This is a genomic window from Proteus vulgaris, from assembly GCF_011045815.1.
In the GTDB taxonomy this organism is placed as follows: Bacteria; Pseudomonadota; Gammaproteobacteria; order Enterobacterales; family Enterobacteriaceae; genus Proteus; species Proteus vulgaris_B.
Genome location: NZ_CP047344.1, coordinates 294571 through 314609, shown reverse-complemented (window position 1 = coordinate 314609; position 20039 = coordinate 294571). Strand labels below are relative to the sequence as shown.

Sequence of the window (20039 nt, the reverse complement as noted above, 5' to 3'; positions counted from 1 at the left end):
TCATTTTCAAAAAAATTGAATGTTATTTTTTAAATTATAAATTTTATTGTCACAAAAATTTCACAACATATTGATATATTTAATAGATTTATTTTTGACATGGTTTAAATTACTCACTTCAAAAACTAAGAAATATTATTTATCAAAAGAAAAAGTAGCACGAAAAGGAAAAAATGATGGCTGACACAATGTGGTCACTCTATATTGTTAGAAATCGTCTTGGCTATCTTTATACCGGGATCACAACAAATGTTGAGCGCCGTTTTCAACAGCATCAGGATGGAACTGGCGCGAAAGCATTAAAAGGAAAAGGGCCTTTATTATTAGAATTTCATTGTCAGGTTGGCGATAGGCAACGAGCCTCTCAGCTTGAATACCAATTAAAGCAGTTAAAAAAAAAGCAAAAAGAAAAGCTGATCACAGACCAGCCTTCAGACATTGCACTGTATTTAATACAGGATAAATAAAATGAGTTAAGCGGATCAGCTAAATTGGTCAAATAAAGGTGAGTAGTTGACTAAACCGTGGATCTCTTCAACATTGCCATTATCTAACGCATAAAGCTGAAATGCGTCTTCTGTATCAGGCCATTTGCAATGTAAGCCTTGAGATTTAGCAGGAATAAAACCCGATACTTGATAGTATTTGGGATCTCCCAACACTACGACTGCGCCATACCCAAATTCATTTAGGCTATCTAGCCCTTCATTAATCAGTTGGCGTCCAATACCTTGGTTTTGGAACTCTGGTGCAACAGCAAGTGGCGCAAGACCAACCCACTGACAATCTATTCCATCAACATCAACTGGTGTAAAACCGATATAGCCAACTAATTGGCCTTCATCGCTAATAGCCACCATACCTAATGTTAATAGGCCTTCTTCACGTAAATGCCCGACTAAATCAGCTTCAGAGCTTGTCGGAAACACTTGGCGTAAAAGGCTATCAATAGCAGGAATATCAACAGGAATTTCAACACGTATTAGCATGAAGTTGAGCTCAGTTCATGGCTGTGCATTTTGTCTTCAGTTTCTTCTTGAAGTCCACTTTTTACAAATTCAGCCAGTTGTAATAAACCAAAACGCAACACAGATGGCATTGAGTCTAATTCAATTGCATCCATCAGGTTCTTAACATATAACCCGAGTTCTGTATCACCCTCAATTTGTAGACGGCGTTGGAAAAATAAGGTGTCAGGATCTTCTTTGCGAGCAGCAATTAAAATAAGATCATTAGCATTACCACTAAAGCTGACATCTTCTTTTTCTAAGCGACTAACCACTAATTTATCATCACGAACACTGATAAACCACTGTAAATGTAAGTCTCTTATCTCTACCTTTAGCCATTTATCTTCTAAAAAGTGTAAATCACCTTCTGCAAGAGATTCACGAAACTGCCAACTTAAAAACTGCTCTAAAATATCGCGTTGCAAAGCAAATGGGGTAACTTGTAAAGGGTAACGTAAAAAACGAGGCCCCTCTTTTACCAAATGGGTACGAATTTTGTTAAACACGTTCGGACTCCTATAAATAAATTTAGGGGCTATTGTGCCAGAAATGAACAGATATTCTGCGATCCTATATCAATATTCTGTTAATCCATTGTTTGCTTTTTGAGTTCTTTGATTTTACTTAAGTAAAAAACAAACTTCTCTGCCTTAAATCAAAACCTTTTTTTATCTTACTCATTACAATTTCCGATCATTCTTAATTTCTAAAGGGAAGTGAAGATGGAATTGCTGTGCCCTGCGGGTAATTTACCTGCCTTAAAAGCAGCCATAGATAATGGTGCGGACGCCGTTTATATCGGCTTAAAAGATGATACGAATGCAAGACATTTTGCAGGTTTGAATTTCACAGAAAAGAAGCTACAAGAAGCAGTTAATTATGTTCATCGCCACCAGCGAAAACTACACATTGCAATAAACACCTTTGCTCACCCTAATGGATTTGAACGCTGGCAAAAGGCCGTTGATATGGCGGCATCATTGGGTGCTGATGCGCTTATTTTGGCAGATATTGCGATGCTAGAATATGCGGCTGAGCGTTATCCTCATATTGAACGCCATGTTTCTGTACAAGCCTCAGCAACCAATACACAGGCAATTGAGTTTTATCAACGCAATTTTGATGTTGCTCGTATTGTTCTTCCTCGTGTTCTATCTATTCATCAAGTGAAACAATTAGCACAAACTAGCCCAGTACCTTTAGAAGTTTTTGCCTTTGGAAGCTTGTGTATTATGGCTGAGGGCCGATGCTATCTTTCTTCCTACTTAACCGGTGAATCACCCAATACGGTAGGTGCTTGCTCTCCTGCGCGTTTTGTACGCTGGCAACAGACACCACAAGGAATGGAATCTCGCCTTAATGATGTTCTGATAGATCGCTATGCGCCTGATGAAAATGCAGGCTACCCAACACTGTGCAAAGGACGCTATTTTGTTGATGACCATTGTTATCATGCATTAGAAGAGCCAACTAGCCTAAATACCCTTTCCCTATTACCTGAATTAATGGCAATGAATATTGCCTCTGTCAAAATTGAAGGTCGCCAGCGTAGCCCCGCTTATGTCACAGAAGTCGCAAGAGTTTGGAGAACGGCAATTGATCAATGTAAGAAAGATCCCCAAAGCTTTAACACTGATCCTCGTTGGATGAATGCCTTAGGAAAAATTTCAGAAGGAACACAAACAACATTGGGTGCTTATCACCGTAAATGGCAATAATAAGGATAAGAAAATGAAATATGCATTAGGCTCTGTACTTTATTATTGGCAAAAATCTACACTCGAAGCGTTCTATGAAAAAGCAAAACAATGTGATGCTGATATTATCTATTTAGGCGAAACAGTTTGCAGTAAACGCCGAGAAACTAAACCTCAAGATTGGATTAATCTTGCCAAAGAAGTCGCTAAAAGTGGCAAACAAGTGGTTCTTTCTACCTTAGCGTTATTACAAGCGCCTTCTGAATTGAAAGAAATTACTAAGCTGGTTGATAACGGCGAGTTTTTAGTTGAAGCCCATGATTTTGGTGTCATCAATATGCTTTATGAACGCAATCTTCCTTTTATTGCGGGTCACGGATTAAATTGCTACAACGCTTATGCGCTACGTTTATTATATAAACAAGGCATGATACGTTGGTGTATGCCTGTAGAACTTTCTCGTGAATGGCTAAGTAACCTTCTAAACCAATGTGAAACATTGGATATTAGGAATAAATTTGAAGTCGAAGTCTTGGCTTATGGACATCTTCCTTTAGCTTATTCAGCACGTTGTTTTACTGCTCGTTCTGAAAATCGCTCTAAAGATGATTGTGAAACTTGTTGCCAAAAATACCCACAAGGTCGTGAAGTATTATCACAAGAAAATCAGCAAGTATTTGTATTAAATGGTATTCAGACACAAAGTGGTTATTGTTACAACTTGGGTAACGATCAAACCTCAATGGCAGGTTTAGTGGATATTATCCGGCTTTCACCTGAATCTGACGCTATTTTTGATACCTTACAACAATTTCGCCAAAATGAAGAAGGTCAACATCCTATTACAACTACCCATCACCATGACTGTAATGGCTATTGGCGTAAACTAGCTGGATTGGAGTTGGTGGAATAAGCCTTTTATCCACTCTGTTTCATCTATAATAGAGTGGATTTATCATGTTCTAAGCCAACTACTCTTAGCGTTAGCTGGCGCCTCATTTAAATAAATCTTGAGATATTTCTTGAATTAAAACCTATTTAGATCCGCGGTGATGTAACCAATGTTTAAATTGGTGTGTAATATGTCTTAGCTCACCATTACGTAGCATACCCACCAGCACACCTAATACGGTATAAATCACACCTAAAACCAGCATCATCACGATATCTCCCAATATACTTTGGAATGACAACCCCATTTGATTTATGCCTGCCATGGCGTTTACAGCCCATGTAGAAGGTAATGCAGATGAAATGGCAAACACCCAATCTGGCATAGCTTGTAGTGGCCATATCGTGCCAGAAATATAGAACACAGGTGTTGTTACAAATGCCAATGTCAGATAAATCATCTCAACACTGCGTAAGCATTCTGTAATTAATTTACCTAACCCTAAGACCGCTAATAAGAATGGAAATGTCAGCATCCAGACTTGATAAAGTGGAGCCTCTTGGCGATAACCCAATACCCAAGGCCATAATGCAAAGAATACAGCCGACAAAAATAACCAAATAGGAATAAGTGCAGATAATGCCCCTAAATAAACAGCTAGTGGTGGTTTTCCTTTCGGCGTACTTCTTACTGCAATACTGACTCGTACACAGGCAATTAAAAGGGAGTGTTGCAATAACATAACTAATAGACCAGGAAAAATAATCGCAGCAAAACTAACACCCGGGTTATACATTGCGATCGTTTCACCTTGGATAGGCTTTAATAAAATCGTTGATTGTTCAATACTAAAACCAGCATTTCTCAAAATACGTCCATTATAAGCATCTAATAACTGCTGATAAGCCAACATCAATTCTTGCTGAATTTGCCCACTGGCAAGTCGGTTTGTGGCATCACCAAACACAGGAACAGTGACATCTTTACCATTAAGAAGTTTCTTTTCAAAATTCGTTGGCACAATAATGATGGCAAATAGCTCGCGCATGATCATATCGTGGCGAGCTTCATCTAAACTATCGTAATTCTTGATACTGAGCTTTGGTGTTGCATTTAATGAGCGAATAAGAGAGTAGCTCGCAGGGCTGTGATCTTGATTAATGACCGCAACGGGTAGATCCCATAACACGGGTTTAGCATAAACCAAACTCATAACGCAAAGTGACACAATCAATAGCATCCACATCGGTTTTTCTAACATACCGAGTAATACACGTTTAAAGGTTTGGAAATACATTTGCATCATGCAACACCTACCTGTAATTCTAATCGTTTAAAAATACGTTTACGAACTAAGAAGGCGATAGCAAAAGGATAAATCAGCAAGAGCGAACAAACATACAAAATACCTTGTAGTGATACTTCTCTTAAGAAGATATCAAACATCGCATTTAGAGCATGTGTTAAAGGTTCTAGATTAGAGATAATTTGTGCAGGCAATATCATGGAAAGTTCTGGTACCGCCATACCTGAAAAAGCTAAGGCAATACTCACTAACATACCTATCATACTGTATGCAGTGATCGCACTATTGGTAAACGCAAAAAGCAGTAACCCCACACTTTGTGCCGCGATAATATAAAAGAACCCAACAAGTACCATATAGAGCGGATTGCCATTTACTTTGGCACCTGAAAAATGCACCAATGCTGCAAGCTCTATAATTAATAATGTTAAGAAAAATAACGTATAAGGAGAAAGTTTACCAATCAATGCAAACGTAAAAGGCTTAATATTCAACAGCATATTTCCTCGTGACAACGAATAAATCGTGCAGGTCACGACAAATAACTGAAGCATATGGATCGTAGCGGCAAATTGCTGATAATAGATATAACTACCGCTGGCATTAAATAAGCTGTCATAAGAGAGCGTGACTTTTGCCAATGGCGGTACAGGCTTATTCATTTCTTGTGCTAAAACAGTGCGATACTGTGCATTAAGTTCTGCAATAAGGCCACTAAAATCCTGTATCGCGTAACTCCCCGCGGCATAATACAACCCATTGTAATACATCCGTGTGGTGGGTTGCTTTCCTGCTAATACATCACTTTCAAAATGGCGAGGAATGGTCAATATAGCGTAATCTTTTGCACTACCTAACCGCTCCATTGCTGTACGAGGGTTGCCATCTAGTGTATTTAATTGCGCATGGGAGCCAGCATTTAAGTCTCTGATCAGTGTTCTCGATAATGGGCTATTATCGTTATTGATCACTGAAACGGGCAAATTCAGCAATGTACCTTCAGAAAAGTTAGCACTAATTAACGTGAATAACATCAATGGAAACAGCCAGCTCAGCCAGTGAAAAACGGGGCTACGAACTGCCATATGAGTTTCTCGTGAAAATGCGCTACTAAAGCCACGCCAAGCTGCTTTTACTCTCATTATTCGCCCTTATTTATCCCAGCGCCATAACGCACTCATTCCAGGACGTAGTCCCTCAATTGGCGTCACAGGATACAGTCGAATTTCAAACGTTTTTAAATCGAAATCACCCGTTGCTCTTGTCGCTCTTTTTGTTGCATAGTCACCCATCGGAGCGATATAGCGAATTTCCGCTTCGACTTCTTTGTTGCCCAGAGCAGGAATAATGATAGTAATGCGATCACCTTTGCGAATATCCGCTAAAATATCTTCGCGAAGGTTATAAACAAAATAGGCATCAGGAATGCGAATGAGTGTCGCAAGTGGGCTATTAGCATTAAAAAGTTCACCAATTTCTGCCGGAATTGGCCCAACCTCACCATCAACAGGTGCTTTGACGTGTAAATCGTCTTGTTGGATCTTCAGCTCGATAAGTTGTTGTTCTGCTTGTTGTACCGCAGCCATGTATTTATGACGTAATTCAATGCGATCGCCATTTTTAGCTTCATCTAATTCTGCTTGGGCAGCTCTTACTCGTTGTAATGCAACATCACGACTACGACGTGCATTGTCCAGCTCGGTTGCTGAGACATAACCTTGATTAGCTACTGCGTTAATACGCTGATAATCGCGTGTCGCATTACTAGCTTCTACTTTGGCTTGAGATAACACTGCTTCTAAATTACGAATGCTCTCTTCTCTTGTGCCATGTAGTGATAAATCTAATTGAGCTTGCGCTTGTGCTTTCGCCGCTTCGAGTGCCGCAACTTGTGCATTAAGTTCAGGGCTTTCTAATGTGATCATTAATTGCCCGGCTTTGACATCATCACCTCGCTCTATATGGCGCTCAATTACACGGCCTTTAGCTTTTGAGGCAACAATCACTTCTGGTGCATCGACTTCCCCTTGCAGTAATAAATATTGATTATGCGCGCGGAAAAGTACGGCTAATGCAATTAGTATTAGCATTAATAAAATAAGATAAATGGTTCTTTTTTTCATATAACGATTAGACCTTAATAGTGACGTAGAACACTCACTGACAGAGTTATATTACACAATAACTCAGAATTTCTTTAAGAATTTTGTGCGCCAGATCACTGATGCAAAGGAATATTTTCTTTGAAAGCGCGATTAAGTTACTCTTATATCAAACTTTATCGCCTAATTAATAGCCCCGTTTTATCTGAACTTTTTATATTAATCAGATGAAAAAGAGAACGGTACTCAATACCTATGTATGAATTTGATCTTATTTTGCTGTTATTACAGCAAATGTGTGTTTATTTAATTATTGCTTGGTTTTTAAGTAAAACACCTCTATTTACGCCACTTTTACAGGTCACGATAAAGCTACCTCATAAGTTGATGTGCTACGTCATTTTCTCTATTTTTTGCATTATGGGTACCTATTTCGGATTGCACATTAATGACTCTATTGCTAACACTCGTGCGATTGGCTCCGTCTTAGGGGGATTACTCGGCGGCCCATATGTTGGCTTTCTTGTTGGCTTTACGGGAGGATTACATCGTTATTCTCTCGGAGGTATGACAGCACTGAGTTGTATGGTTTCTACTATCGCAGAGGGATTAATTGGTGGATTAGTTCACCGTTATTATGTCAAACGTGGCCAAATGCATCGAATATTTAATCCATGGACTGCGGCAGCGGTAACTTTCTTTGCCGAAATAATACAGATGAGTATTATTTTATTATTAGCCCGCCCGTTTAATGAAGCTCTTGCCTTAGTTAAGGATATTGCAGCGCCAATGATTGTTGCAAACACTATTGGTGCGGCAATGTTTATTAGAATATTACAAGATAGACGGGCAATATTTGAAAAATACACCAGCGCTTTCTCAGCGCAAGCATTAAAAATTGCCGTTTGCACCGAAGGTATTTTGCGTAAAGGATTTAATCAAGACAATAGCACTCGAGTTGCAAAAGTCATTTATCAAGAATTAAGAGTCAGTGCTGTTGCTATTACTGATAGAGAGAAACTGCTCGCCTTTATTGGCATTGGCGCTGACCACCATTTACCTGGTACCCCTATTTCATCAGAACAATCGAAGCAGGCAATTAATAATAATGAAGTTGTTTATGCTGACGGGAATGAAACTCCGTATCGTTGCACTCTTTCTCCTCATTGCAAGCTAGGATCAACCTTAGTTATTCCGCTAAGAGGTGAAAATAACCAAGTCATTGGGACAATAAAACTTTATGAAGCTAAAAATCGCCTGTTTAGTTCAATTAACCGTACTTTAGGGGAAGGTATTGCCAGTTTATTATCTGCACAAATTCTGGCAGGGCAATATGAGCGGAATAAACAATCACTTTTAGAATCAGAGATTAAACTTCTACATGCACAAGTAAATCCACATTTTCTTTTTAATGCGTTAAATACACTACAAGCCGTTATTCGTCGTGATAGTGAACAAGCAAAACAATTAGTTCAATTTCTTTCTGCTTTCTTTCGTAAGAACTTAAAAAGACCAGAAGCAGTTGTGACATTAAGTGATGAAATCGAACATGTAAATGCTTATTTGCAAATTGAAAAAGCCCGTTTTCAAGATCGTTTACAGATTGATATTCACATTCCAGAAACTTTAGCCAATGCTCGTTTACCTGCTTTTTCGCTTCAGCCGATGGTCGAAAATGCAATTAAACATGGAACATCACAGTTATTAGACACCGGAAAGATTACAATTAGAGCGCACCAAGAGCATCATCTGATCATTATTGAAATCAGTGATAATGCGGGGCTTTATCGACCTCAATCTTCTTCCCATGAATTAGGATTAGGCATGAGGTTGGTGGATAAGCGATTAAAATTACGCTATGGCGAGCTTTATGGTGTTTTAGTCGAATGCCAAGCTGATGAATATACAAAGGTGAAAATTTGCTTACCTCTAGAAAAAAGCATGGATAACGTTACATAACAATGAATATATTAATCGTTGATGATGAGCCACTAGCTCGTGAGAATTTACGTTGTTTACTTGAAGTTGAAAAGGATATTCATATTATTGGCGAATGCAGTAATGCTATTGAAGCCATAGGAGAAATACATCGTAAAAAACCTGATGTTGTTTTCCTTGATATTCAAATGCCTCGCATTACTGGACTTGAAATGGTCACAATGCTAGATCCCGAACATCGCCCTTATATTGTTTTTTTAACTGCATTTGAAGAATATGCGATCCAAGCCTTTGAAGAACATGCTTTTGATTATTTACTCAAACCTTTAGAGCAGGAACGTCTCACAAAAACATTAAACCGTTTACGCCAAGGTAATAAACAAAATATTGATTTATTAACTCCGCCAGAAGAACGCTTAAAATGCATTCCATGTACCGGACATAGCCGTATTTGGTTAATGCCAATTGATGAAGCCATATTTGCCACCTCAAGACTCAGTGGTGTTTATGTCACGAATAATCAAGGCCAAGAAGGTTTTACTGAATTAACACTACGTACATTAGAAACACGCACACAATTAGTTCGTTGCCATCGCCAATATTTAGTCAATATGGATTATGTTAATGAGATTATTTTTGGTGATAATGGGCAAGCTGAACTGATTTTACACAATAACAGCCAAATTCCTGTTAGCCGTCGATATCTAAAACCGTTAAAAGAAGCGATTGGCTTAAGTTAATTAATAAAGCCCCATTCTAAATGAGTATTTAGATAATTATAAGTATTGTTCTAAATACTCATTAAAGACTTGTTGGTACTGCTTACGGTTAAAAATAAGTTGTTTAATAGGAGTAATTCCATGTTCATCAAGCTCTAGGGTATCTTCTCTATCTACCCCATCTTCATAAGCAATATAATTCCACTTCACATGATCTTTCGTAATATCTAAATCACAATAAATCACAGAGCAATAATCACAACCACAATGGCAACGATATAGCACCAGCCGATTATTATCTAATTGGGTATAAACCGGTTTAGTACCCAAAAACTGCTCTATTTTGCTACAAATAATTTTATGGCGATCGTAATTAGGGAAACAAGCTTTATCAACCACAATAAAGTCTAAATCAAAGTCTGAAAAGCGCAAATCCGTTTGTTTATCAAATCCCAACCATTCATCCAGGGCTTTACCATCAATATGAAAATTAAAATCTGTATGTTGAGTATTCGCCCCATGCTGAATACAACGTAATTCTAGTTTATTTATTTTATTCATTATAATTTCATACCCTGTTAATAATTCACTTTTTTATTATTACTTAAATCTTATTTATCACCAACGCATTGATAAATATATATTCTTTATTTAACTCAATAAAAATTAAAATATTTACACATAATTTTTAATTAAAAACCACAAGTTATAAACAGTGACTACTAACCTAACCATTAAATCTTAATTAAATAAAAAATAAACAGAAAGTTAATTATTCTAATAAAAACCATAAGTAGACAAATTAAAATTTTAATTTTAGTTTAATAATAAATTTATTTTTTTAACATAAATCTTAGGGATAAGAGATCATTATGAAAGAGAAAAAGCACTATTCAATTCATAAAGTAGAAGATATGAATATTTACGGTGAATATAACGGAAATTTTTATTATAGTAAATATGGCCCCCCTGAAGTAACAATATTCGTTGCCCCATCAGGCAGTAAAATCCACGATGAATACGGAGAGACAGAGCAAACTTCAACTTTTGGGCATATATTTATTGGTATTAGAGGCTGGGATCCTGTTAGCGAAGAAAGAGAAGTTATTACTATCGGTTTTAGCCCTGGTGACAATATGAAGACAAGTGAAGATAATTTTTCATTTAATGATCACCTTCGTTATCCAGATGCATCCACTCTATCAATTAGATCATATAATTGGCCCTTTGCTAAAAATTTTGAAAATCTGTTCACACTATTACATACATATAAAACCGGTGAAAAACTCCCACCAAAATATAATCTTCTTTTTAATAATTGTGGCCAATTCGTTCAACATGTTTTGGATATATCTGGATTTAAAAATATTTTGATTGCATTTCAGCCAGACGATCTTTATAAGAATCTAAAACATGCTGCAGATAATTACAGAACACCATTAGCTATCGATTTAAATGGTAATGGCATACAAACACTTTCTAGTAATTTAAATATAACATTTGACTTTGATGGTAATAAAACTCCTATTCAAACAGGTTGGATCCATCCTGATGATGGTTTTTTAGTTTGGGATAAAAATAATGATGGTATTATAAATAATGGGAAAGAATTATTTGGAGATAGAAGTTTATTACCAAATAATACTAAAGCTCGAGATGGATTTTTAGCACTTTCATCCTTAGATAGTAATATGAATAAATTAATAGATAAAGGTGATACTTTTTGGTCTGAATTAAAAATATGGCAAGATAAGAATTCAGATGGAATAACACAAAAAAATGAACTCTATTCGCTAAATAGTATTGGTATTAATTACATAGAACTTAATACAACTAAAAGCCATTTCTATGATTCAAATAATAATTTCCATCAATTAGAATCCTTTGTAAACTGGAATACTGGCAATAGAACATTGATTACTGATGTTTTATTACATCAAGAATCTGACACTAATAATAGCGAAAATTTTCAACATTTAATAAACAATATTATCAATGAGATAGCTTCTTTTTCTTCTTCGCATCATAGTGAATCAATCTCAGTAAATAAATTTGAAAATATAATTGAAAATACAATTTTAGCAATACCAAATCTATTGAGACAATAGAATGAAAATATTTAATAAATTATTTTTTAGTTTGTTCATTATTAGTAGCTCTTCAATTGGAGATGAATATCCCATTATCACAGATAAAATGTTAATTTCCGGATATAATAAACTAGAGTTACGGTACAATCCTCAATTGCCATTTATTGCACCTTATCCTAAAAATAAAGAACTCGCTTTTTCTCTTATTGAAAAAGCAAAAAAAAATAATAATGCGAATGATAGCTATCTCATTGCTTCACTTTTCTTTATTGGATGTACTAATTTAAAATATAAAATCACTCATGAAAGTGATAAAAATCAGTGTGAATTATCACGCTATTTTTTAAATAAAACATTAATATTGGAACCTAATCATGGAGCAGCTCTTTTCTATCAAGCTGCTGTTTTTGAAAATGGCTATGGTGTTGAAAAAGATATCAGCAAAGCAATTAAATACTATGATAAAGCATGCCGAATAAAAGGAAATCGAGTTATTATTGCTTGTGAGAATCTTTTTTCTATCTATTTACATGGTGAAAAAGGTATTCCTCAAGATTTAAACAAAGCTAAAGAATATGCAAAATGGACTGCTGAAAATGGTAGTAAAGAATATCAAGAATATATAAAAAAATGGGATTACATTTTATTTTCTCTAGAATTAAAGACAAAATTAAAAGAATGTAAAAGAAGTGGGGTAGATGCATCTATATGCATCCGCAGAAGTAATAATGCACTCATGGAATATGCCAATAAAATGTACCCAATGGAATAACTATTTATCTCTACTTTATAAAAAAACCAGCCAACTTTCATTGACTGGTTTTATTTTTTATCATCAACTCAATTTAAAATTAAGTTAATTACCAACTCTTATTGGTTATGAGAACTGCTACGACGACGTGGAGTACCTTCGTTGTTACGACCACGGAAGTTACCGCGCTCGCCACCACGATCGTTGCTACGCTCACCACCGCGGTCATTATTACCACGACGTTGTGGTTGATCACCATTGTTAAAACGACGACCACCTTGTGGTTGACCATCACGACGGCTATTATTACGACGCTCACGGAAAGGCTGAGATTGAGCATCACCCACTAATTGCATATTCAGTGGTTTGTTCATGATACGTGTACGTGTAAAGTGGCCTAATAAGTCAGTTGGCATACCTTTTGGTAACTCGATTGTTGAGTGAGAACCATACAGTTTGATATTACCAATATAACGGCTGCTAATATCGCCTTCGTTAGCAATTGCACCGACGATATGACGAACTTCAACACCATCATCACGACCCACTTCAATACGGTATAAATCCATTTCACCAGCATCACGACGTTCACGACGAGGAGCACGTTCACGATCGTTATCACCGCGACGACGATCATCACGATCGTTAAATTCACGACGAGGGCGACGAACTGGATCTGGTGGCAGGATAAGCGCACGCTCACCTTGAGCCATTTTCAATAATACCGCAGCCAGTGTTTCCATATCTAACGCTTCTTCGCCTTGTGGAGCTAATTTAGGTAACAGAGCGCGATATTGGTCAAGGTTGCTTGTTTCTAATTGCTGAGCAATTTGCTGTGCAAATTTTTCCTGACGACGTTGGCTGATAAGTTCTGCATTTGGCAGTTCTACTTCAGGGATAGTCATCTTCATTGTACGTTCGATATTACGCAGTAAACGACGTTCACGGTTATCAACGAATAAAATTGCACGACCCGCACGACCCGCACGACCTGTACGACCAATACGGTGAACATAAGATTCTGAATCCATAGGGATATCATAGTTCACAACAAGGCTAATACGGTCAACGTCAAGACCACGAGCGGCAACGTCAGTTGCGATAAGAATATCTAAACGACCATTCTTCAGGCGCTCTAAGGTTTGCTCACGCAGTGATTGGTTCATATCACCATTCAATGCAGCACTGTTATAACCATTACGCTCTAATGCTTCTGCAACTTCTAATGTTGCATTTTTGGTACGTACGAAAATAATCGCCGCATCAAAGTCTTCCGCTTCTAAGAAACGAATTAATGCTTCATTTTTACGTGCACCAAATGTCATCCAGTAACTTTGGCTGATGTCTGGGCGAGTTGTTACGCTGCTTTGAATGCGAACTTCTTTAGGATCATTCATGAAGCGGCGTGTAATACGACGAATAGCTTCTGGCATTGTTGCAGAGAACAGCGCTGTTTGATGTTCTGCAGGGATCTTACTTAAGATATTTTCAACATCTTCAATAAAGCCCATACGTAACATTTCATCAGCTTCATCTAAAACTAAACCTTTCAGTTTAGATAAATCTAATGTGCCACGATTTAAATGGTCTAATAAACGACCAGGTGTACCTACAACCACTTGTGGCCCTTGGCGTAATGCACGTAATTGAACGTCATAACGCTGACCACCATAAAGTGCAACTACATTTACTTTTGGTAAATGCTTAGAGAAATCTTCGATGGCTTCAGCAACCTGAACAGCGAGCTCGCGAGTTGGTGCTAAAACTAAAATTTGTGGTGCTTTTAATGATTCATCAAGATTGTGTAATAACGGCAGGCTAAATGCAGCGGTTTTACCACTACCAGTCTGTGCCATACCTAAAACATCATTGCCGTTTAAAAGGAAAGGAATACATTGTTGCTGAATTGGAGAAGGCTTCTCGTAGCCTAAGTCATTCAGTGCAGTCAAAATAGGTGCTGATAAACCTAGATCAGCAAAAGTCATATCGGTTTCAGTAGTCATGTCACTGTGCCTCATTCATTATGGCAGCCAGTTGACATAACATACCACATGGTTTGTCGGTCTTTATCATCTAAAATGTGAACTGGCTCAAATTATATTATTAAACGAACAAACAAGCCCTCATCCTATGCAGATGATGGCTTTCAAACTGATCAGAGAAATGTTCGTCAGCTATTGCTGGTCCGATTCCGCTAGGTCTTCTTGTTGGCCTAACAGTGCTAATTCCAACAATGCGTAGCGGTGCTCAACAAAGTTATGTGCGTTGTTGGCAACCGTCAGCTTGAATAACGCTTCTGCGCTATCCATGTCCCCCAGACTTAGGTAATACTTACCTAAATAGAAGTTAGTTTCACTAAGATGCTCAGCGAGCGAAGTGTTATCGGTTGAGGCTTCACGTAGTTTTGACATTAATGCTCTTTCATTAATGTTGCCTAAATAAAACTCAACTATATTCCATCCCCATTGCCCCGTTTTATCCGCCTGCTGGTATCGCTGTTTTAACTGTTGTTTAGCTAAATCAGTGTTTATCTCTTTTTCGACAAGATATAACCAAAGCGAACGAATGGGGTCATTTGGATCGACCTGATAAAACGCCTGCAGATCATCCTGCGCCAATTTCAATCGGCCACCGTAGTATAAAGCGATACCACGATTAAAACGCGCATTATTGTAAGTTGGATCAAGCTCTAAAACAGAATCAAACGCTTCATAAGCAGCATCATAGTTCGCTGCTTGCGTAAAATAGATACCTAGAAAATTAAAAATTTCTAGCATATCTGGTCTTATTGATAGCGCCATTGAAAAATCATTACGCGCTAAAGCTCGTAAACCGAGACTATCATACAGCACACCACGCTCATATAAAAGCTGTGCGTATTCATCTTCGGTTAATGAGCGACTCGCAAGAATTTGTTCTATACGAGCCAATATCACTTCTTGTTGTAAAGAAGGTTGTAATGGAGTGGCGAAAATCGCATTCTGACGCCATTCTGGACTAGTGCTGCATCCGGAAATAAAGATGAAAACAGCAATAGAACAACCGCGCAGAAATGTTTTCATTTCTCACTCCCAAAGTCAGACCTTTCAACAAAAAGCGTTCTGGACGTCCTACTTGTCAATCATAATAAGTCTCTACCGATACCTATGTCTAGATATCGGTAGTAGAATATCATTAATTCGCAGAATCTTCAGAAGAAGTTTCTGTTGCTTCCTGCTGATTAGCTTGAGCTTCTTTCATGCTTAAGCGAATACGGCCTTGGCGGTCAATTTCCAGCACTTTAACTGGAACTTCTTGGCCCATTTCCAAGTAATCACTCACTTTCTCAACACGTTTATCTGCAATTTGAGAAATATGAACCAGGCCTTCTTTACCGCCACCGATAGCAACAAACGCACCGAAATCTACGATACGAGTTACTTTACCGTTATAGATACGGCCCACTTCAACTTCAGCTGTGATTTCTTCGATACGAGCAATTGCCATTTTAGCTTGCTCATTGCTTGTTGCCGCAATCTTCACAGTACCATCATCTTCAATTTCGATAGTTGTGCCCGTTTCTTCCGTTAATGCACGGATAACTGAACCGCCTTTACCGATAACATCTTTGATTTTGTCTGAATTAATTTTGATAGTATGAATACGTGGTGCGAATTCAGAAATATCAGCACGAGGTTGGCTAATAGCATCTTCCATAACACCTAAAATATGTAGACGTGCACTTTTCGCTTGGTTTAACGCAACTTGCATAATTTCACGTGTGATACCTTCGATTTTGATATCCATTTGTAATGCGCTGACACCGTTACGGCTACCCGCAACTTTAAAGTCCATATCGCCTAAATGGTCTTCATCACCCAGAATATCGGAAAGAACAACAAAGTTGTCGCCTTCTTTTACCAAGCCCATTGCAATACCAGCAACAGATTCTTTAATTGGCACACCCGCATCCATCAGTGCTAAAGAAGCACCACATACAGATGCCATTGAAGATGAACCATTTGATTCAGTGATTTCAGAAACCACGCGAACAGTATATGGGAATTCTTCAATAGTAGGCATTACTGCTAATACACCACGTTTTGCTAAGCGGCCGTGGCCAATTTCGCGACGTTTTGGTGAGCCCATCATACCTGTTTCACCAACAGAGTATGGAGGAAAGTTATAATGTAGTAAGAAGGTATCAGTACGCTCGCCCATGATATCATCAATAGTTTGAGCATCACGCGCAGTACCTAATGTCGCAGTTACTAAAGCCTGTGTTTCACCACGCGTAAACAGCGCTGAACCGTGAGTACGTGGTAATAAACCAGTGCGGATATCTAATGCACGTACCATATCTTTTTCACGACCATCGATACGAGGTTCACCTGCTAATACACGGGCACGAACAATGTTTTTCTCTAAGCTAGAGAATAGATCGTTGATTTCACCTTCATCTAAGGTTTCATCTTCAGCTAATAACGTTGCAACAACTTCATCGCGAATTGCTTCGATTTGTTCATAACGTTCTTGTTTTTCAGTAATACGGTAAGCATCACCGATGCGCGCTTGCGCTAATTCTGCAATGCGATCATGTAAAGTTTGGTTAACGGCCTCTGGTGCCCAATCCCATTTTTCTTTACCGACTTCTGCAACTAATGCATTGATATTTTCAATCACAACTTGTTGTTGATCATGGCCAAATACCACTGCACCTAACATTTCTTCTTCTGATAATAAATCAGCTTCTGATTCTACCATCAGCACTGCACCCGCAGTACCTGCAACCACCAAGTCTAATTTACTTACTTTTAGTTCATCAACGGTCGGGTTAAGAACATATTGACCATCGATGAAACCAACACGAGCACCACCGATAGGACCATTAAATGGAACACCTGACAGAGCTAATACAGCAGAAGCACCAATCATTGCAACAATATCTGGGTTAACTTGTGGATTAACAGAAACAACAGTAGCAACAATTTGGATTTCGTTTAAGAAACCTTCTGGGAATAATGGACGTAGAGGACGGTCAATTAAACGTGCAATTAATGTTTCGCCTTCACCTGGACGACCTTCGCGACGGAAGAAGCTACCAGGAATACGACCAGCAGCATATGAACGCTCTTGGTAGTTCACTGTTAATGGGAAGAAATCTTGACCAGCTTTAACTTTTTTCTTTGCAACAACGGTAACAAAAACAGCGGTGCCGTCCATGTCAACCATAACAGCAGCTGTTGCTTGACGAGCCATCATACCCGTTTCGATTGAAACCGTATGTTGACCGTATTGAAATTTACGAACTGTAGGATTCAGCAAAATAATATCCTTTATCTTATTGTCGCCAGATGTTTAGCGACGATGAATGATCTTTTCTCCGCTACGTCCCCTCGCGACTAATGAAAATCTTTATTTACTACCTAGCAATAAAAACTTTCATTAGCCGCGCGAATTGTCGTAACTAGAGAGACTAAATAACAATCACCACATTAAAACATAACGACTAATATTAAAAATAGCACTTTCTAGTAGAAAAGGGGCCAACAGGCCCCTTTCCACTGAAACTCACTTGATTAGCGACGCAGACCTAAACGTTCAATCAGTGCAGAGTAACGAGCAACATCTTTACGTTTCAGGTAGTCCAGCAGATTACGACGGCTGGAAACTTTACGTAGCAGACCACGACGGCTGTGGTGATCTTTTTTGTGCTCTGAAAAGTGACCTTGCAGGTGGTTGATTTCTGCAGTCAGCAGTGCAATCTGAACTTCGCTTGAGCCAGTATCGTTAGCATCACGACCAAATTCAGCAACGATTTGTGCTTTCGCTTCAGTACTTAGAGACATAATAAACTCCAATTTAATTAAAATTTTTAGGGTAGCCAATCTCTAATTCAGCTACCCAACTCAGCCACCTAAACAGATAGCCGCATTATTCTACGCTTCAAACACTTTTAGCGCAAGATTGCTATTAAGTGTTATCTTGTGCGCTATAGTCTACAACGACTCTTTTCGGAGCAACTAGGCCATCTTTAATGATAGCAAGAGCAATGAATTTTTTTTCATCACCTTCAGTTACTCTCACCCATTCGCCTTCATTGATATCATGATTAACGCGAACAGGCTGCCCCAGCTTGAGATAACCCGCTATAATTGTGGTTAAATTCACGACAGGAAAATGGGCAACAGCGGTATCCATAGGCAATAACAGTGCATCAAGTGCTATGAAAGGATCTTCTTGTGCAGTTTGTGCATTTTCTATCATCGCTCTTAATTGCTCTAACGTTACCATTCGCTCTTTAGGATAATCTGCAACTTCTAACCGGCGTAAGAAAATAACGTGGGCACCACATTGTAATTTCTCACCGAGATCATCAATGATAGTACGGATATACGTTCCTTTAGAACAATGAATTTCTAGTTCTAATTCGTCACCTTCCCAGCGAATAAACTGAAGTTCATAAACAGTAATCGGTCTTGCTTCTCGCTCAACTTCTATGCCTTGTCTTGCATATTCATAAAGCGGTTTACCTTGATGCTTTAAAGCAGAGTACATTGAAGGAACCTGCAATGTTTCACCACGAAAGCTCTCTAAGGCATCGTCTAAAGCTTGTTGCGTAAATTGCACTGGGCGCTCTTGGATAACTTCACCATGCGCATCAGAAGTATCTGTTCGTTGGCCTAAGCGGGCAATAACACGATAACGCTTATCCGAATCCAATAGAAACTGCGAAAACTTCGTTGCTTCACCTAAACAAATAGGCAGCATACCTGTTGCTAAAGGGTCCAATGCCCCCGTATGTCCGGCCTTACTGGCATTATACATACGGCGGACTTTTTGGAGTGCGTCGTTAGAGGAAATATCTTGGGGTTTATCGAGTAGCAATACGCCGTTAATCTCACGCCCCTTACGACGACGCCCCATTATTCTTCCTCTTTATGACGACGCTCTTCGTCGTTTTTAACGACATTAGAAACTAAATTAGACATGCGCATACCTTCAACTAATGAGTTGTCATATGCAAATGTCAGTTCTGGCACAATACGTAAACGCATTGCTTTACCTAATAATGAACGAATAAAGCCTGCCGCTTCATTCAAGGCAGTTAAGCCATCATCAACCATCTCTTCTTCGCTTTTTTCACCACCAGATAAGTTCAAGAAGGTGACGAACACTTTGGCATAAGCCAAATCGCGAGAAATTTCAACGCCAGATACAGTGGCCATTCCAATACGTGGATCTTTCACTTCACGCTGTAGAATGATGGCGATTTCTTTTTGCATTTCCTGAGAAACACGCTGACTACGGCTAAAATCTCTTGCCATTTTATCTCTCCCTGACAATAGGGTACGCCCTGATTGTCACTATTAATTCAGATCTAAAATCAATGATATCTAAAGAGTATACATGAAGTGGTATTTAACAACCGCTTTCTCTGATTTCTTTCTTTAGAAATAAAATGTTTCTTTGTTGCTATTTTACCCTGTTATCTCACTTTCATAAATTACTGAAAGCCAATCTATTTCGGTTATGTTGAAAAATGAAGAGGAAA

General features: G+C 38.3%; 19 protein-coding genes. 7 read left to right on the top strand and 12 right to left on the bottom strand.

Annotation, left to right across the window (positions count from 1 at the left end):
* Positions 1-176: 176 nt before the first annotated feature.
* A complete protein-coding gene (locus tag GTH24_RS01595) occupies positions 177-467 on the top strand; it encodes a GIY-YIG nuclease family protein (RefSeq protein WP_164525869.1) in 291 nt (96 codons plus the stop codon).
* 15 nt (positions 468-482) lie between these two features.
* Here GTH24_RS01595 and GTH24_RS01590 read toward each other — a convergent pair whose 3' ends face one another.
* Positions 483-989 carry a GNAT family N-acetyltransferase gene (locus GTH24_RS01590; RefSeq protein ID WP_072069552.1) on the bottom strand — a complete coding sequence of 169 codons (507 nt, stop codon included), beginning with the start codon at positions 987-989 and terminating at the stop codon, positions 483-485.
* Positions 983-1516: a ubiquinone anaerobic biosynthesis accessory factor UbiT gene (gene ubiT / locus GTH24_RS01585; RefSeq protein WP_072069553.1), complete on the bottom strand. Its 534-nt coding sequence runs from the start codon at positions 1514-1516 to the stop codon at positions 983-985. Before ubiT ends, GTH24_RS01590 begins: the two co-directional genes overlap by 7 nt.
* A gap of 216 nt (positions 1517-1732) precedes the next feature.
* Between ubiT and ubiU the strand changes: the two genes are divergently transcribed.
* Complete coding sequence (ubiU, locus tag GTH24_RS01580) at positions 1733-2728, top strand: ubiquinone anaerobic biosynthesis protein UbiU (protein ID WP_072069554.1); 996 nt, start codon at positions 1733-1735, stop codon at positions 2726-2728.
* Positions 2729-2741: 13 nt separating this feature from the next.
* Entirely contained in the window at positions 2742-3620 is an 879-nt protein-coding gene (locus tag GTH24_RS01575) for a U32 family peptidase (protein WP_072069555.1), read from the top strand.
* 121 nt (positions 3621-3741) lie between these two features.
* Here the strand turns inward: GTH24_RS01575 and GTH24_RS01570 are convergent, their stop codons facing one another.
* From GTH24_RS01570 to GTH24_RS01560, 3 genes are read right to left on the bottom strand one after another with little or no spacing between them, the layout of a single operon-like run.
* Positions 3742-4902: an ABC transporter permease gene (locus tag GTH24_RS01570; RefSeq protein ID WP_164525868.1), complete on the bottom strand. Its 1161-nt coding sequence runs from the start codon at positions 4900-4902 to the stop codon at positions 3742-3744.
* Positions 4902-6047: an ABC transporter permease gene (locus tag GTH24_RS01565; RefSeq protein WP_072069557.1), complete on the bottom strand. Its 1146-nt coding sequence runs from the start codon at positions 6045-6047 to the stop codon at positions 4902-4904. The genes GTH24_RS01570 and GTH24_RS01565 overlap by 1 nt, the downstream gene beginning before the upstream one ends.
* 9 nt (positions 6048-6056) lie before the next feature.
* Positions 6057-7028 carry an HlyD family secretion protein gene (locus GTH24_RS01560; protein ID WP_164525867.1) on the bottom strand — a complete coding sequence of 324 codons (972 nt, stop codon included), beginning with the start codon at positions 7026-7028 and terminating at the stop codon, positions 6057-6059.
* Positions 7029-7262: 234 nt separating this feature from the next.
* Here GTH24_RS01560 and GTH24_RS01555 point away from each other — a divergent pair, with 234 nt between their 5' ends.
* Positions 7263-8966 carry a sensor histidine kinase gene (locus GTH24_RS01555; RefSeq protein ID WP_072069559.1) on the top strand — a complete coding sequence of 568 codons (1704 nt, stop codon included), beginning with the start codon at positions 7263-7265 and terminating at the stop codon, positions 8964-8966.
* A gap of 2 nt (positions 8967-8968) precedes the next feature.
* Positions 8969-9685 carry a two-component system response regulator BtsR gene (btsR, locus tag GTH24_RS01550; RefSeq protein WP_072069560.1) on the top strand — a complete coding sequence of 239 codons (717 nt, stop codon included), beginning with the start codon at positions 8969-8971 and terminating at the stop codon, positions 9683-9685.
* Positions 9686-9721: 36 nt separating this feature from the next.
* On the opposite strand, the gene GTH24_RS22065 is transcribed toward btsR, so the two are convergent.
* On the bottom strand, positions 9722-10225 hold the full coding sequence (locus tag GTH24_RS22065; RefSeq protein ID WP_241254005.1) for a hypothetical protein: 504 nt from the start codon (positions 10223-10225) through the stop codon (positions 9722-9724).
* Between the two features lie 311 nt (positions 10226-10536).
* Here GTH24_RS22065 and GTH24_RS22060 point away from each other — a divergent pair, with 311 nt between their 5' ends.
* Together GTH24_RS22060 and GTH24_RS01535 are read left to right on the top strand one after the other, a co-directional pair.
* Positions 10537-11772, top strand: coding sequence for a hypothetical protein (locus GTH24_RS22060; protein ID WP_241254004.1), 1236 nt, complete (start codon positions 10537-10539; stop codon positions 11770-11772).
* 1 nt (position 11773) lies between these two features.
* Entirely contained in the window at positions 11774-12526 is a 753-nt protein-coding gene (locus GTH24_RS01535) for a tetratricopeptide repeat protein (protein ID WP_072069561.1), read from the top strand.
* 98 nt (positions 12527-12624) lie between these two features.
* Here the strand turns inward: GTH24_RS01535 and GTH24_RS01530 are convergent, their stop codons facing one another.
* The 6 genes from GTH24_RS01530 to rbfA form a co-directional block, all read right to left on the bottom strand.
* A complete protein-coding gene (locus GTH24_RS01530; RefSeq protein WP_072069562.1) occupies positions 12625-14508 on the bottom strand; it encodes a DEAD/DEAH family ATP-dependent RNA helicase in 1884 nt (627 codons plus the stop codon).
* A gap of 171 nt (positions 14509-14679) precedes the next feature.
* Complete coding sequence (gene nlpI / locus GTH24_RS01525) at positions 14680-15567, bottom strand: lipoprotein NlpI (protein WP_164525866.1); 888 nt, start codon at positions 15565-15567, stop codon at positions 14680-14682.
* A 112-nt stretch (positions 15568-15679) separates the two neighbouring features.
* The gene (gene pnp, locus GTH24_RS01520; protein ID WP_072069564.1) at positions 15680-17809 is read right to left on the bottom strand and encodes a polyribonucleotide nucleotidyltransferase; all 2130 of its coding nucleotides are present in this window, start codon (positions 17807-17809) and stop codon (positions 15680-15682) included.
* A 254-nt stretch (positions 17810-18063) separates the two neighbouring features.
* Positions 18064-18333 carry a 30S ribosomal protein S15 gene (rpsO, locus tag GTH24_RS01515; RefSeq protein ID WP_023583571.1) on the bottom strand — a complete coding sequence of 90 codons (270 nt, stop codon included), beginning with the start codon at positions 18331-18333 and terminating at the stop codon, positions 18064-18066.
* A 124-nt stretch (positions 18334-18457) separates the two neighbouring features.
* Positions 18458-19411: a tRNA pseudouridine(55) synthase TruB gene (gene truB / locus GTH24_RS01510; RefSeq protein WP_072069565.1), complete on the bottom strand. Its 954-nt coding sequence runs from the start codon at positions 19409-19411 to the stop codon at positions 18458-18460.
* Positions 19411-19812, bottom strand: a complete 402-nt coding sequence (gene rbfA / locus GTH24_RS01505; protein WP_072069566.1) for a 30S ribosome-binding factor RbfA — start codon at positions 19810-19812, stop codon at positions 19411-19413. The genes truB and rbfA overlap by 1 nt, the downstream gene beginning before the upstream one ends.
* Between the last annotated feature and the right edge of the window lie 227 nt (positions 19813-20039).

Bases quoted from the DNA above. Each gene is read 5' to 3' on its own strand.
- GTH24_RS01595 (WP_164525869.1), top strand. From the start codon at position 177: ATGGCTGACACAATGTGGTCACTCTATATTGTTAGAAATCGTCTTGGC.
- GTH24_RS01590 (WP_072069552.1), bottom strand. From the start codon at position 989: ATGCTAATACGTGTTGAAATTCCTGTTGATATTCCTGCTATTGATAGC.
- ubiU (WP_072069554.1), top strand. From the start codon at position 1,733: ATGGAATTGCTGTGCCCTGCGGGTAATTTACCTGCCTTAAAAGCAGCC.
- GTH24_RS01575 (WP_072069555.1), top strand. From the start codon at position 2,742: ATGAAATATGCATTAGGCTCTGTACTTTATTATTGGCAAAAATCTACA.
- GTH24_RS01570 (WP_164525868.1), bottom strand. From the start codon at position 4,902: ATGCAAATGTATTTCCAAACCTTTAAACGTGTATTACTCGGTATGTTA.
- GTH24_RS01565 (WP_072069557.1), bottom strand. From the start codon at position 6,047: ATGAGAGTAAAAGCAGCTTGGCGTGGCTTTAGTAGCGCATTTTCACGA.
- GTH24_RS01560 (WP_164525867.1), bottom strand. From the start codon at position 7,028: ATGAAAAAAAGAACCATTTATCTTATTTTATTAATGCTAATACTAATT.
- GTH24_RS01555 (WP_072069559.1), top strand. From the start codon at position 7,263: ATGTATGAATTTGATCTTATTTTGCTGTTATTACAGCAAATGTGTGTT.
- btsR (WP_072069560.1), top strand. From the start codon at position 8,969: ATGAATATATTAATCGTTGATGATGAGCCACTAGCTCGTGAGAATTTA.
- GTH24_RS22065 (WP_241254005.1), bottom strand. From the start codon at position 10,225: ATGAATAAAATAAATAAACTAGAATTACGTTGTATTCAGCATGGGGCG.
- GTH24_RS22060 (WP_241254004.1), top strand. From the start codon at position 10,537: ATGAAAGAGAAAAAGCACTATTCAATTCATAAAGTAGAAGATATGAAT.
- GTH24_RS01535 (WP_072069561.1), top strand. From the start codon at position 11,774: ATGAAAATATTTAATAAATTATTTTTTAGTTTGTTCATTATTAGTAGC.
- GTH24_RS01530 (WP_072069562.1), bottom strand. From the start codon at position 14,508: ATGACTACTGAAACCGATATGACTTTTGCTGATCTAGGTTTATCAGCA.
- nlpI (WP_164525866.1), bottom strand. From the start codon at position 15,567: ATGAAAACATTTCTGCGCGGTTGTTCTATTGCTGTTTTCATCTTTATT.
- rpsO (WP_023583571.1), bottom strand. From the start codon at position 18,333: ATGTCTCTAAGTACTGAAGCGAAAGCACAAATCGTTGCTGAATTTGGT.
- truB (WP_072069565.1), bottom strand. From the start codon at position 19,411: ATGGGGCGTCGTCGTAAGGGGCGTGAGATTAACGGCGTATTGCTACTC.
- rbfA (WP_072069566.1), bottom strand. From the start codon at position 19,812: ATGGCAAGAGATTTTAGCCGTAGTCAGCGTGTTTCTCAGGAAATGCAA.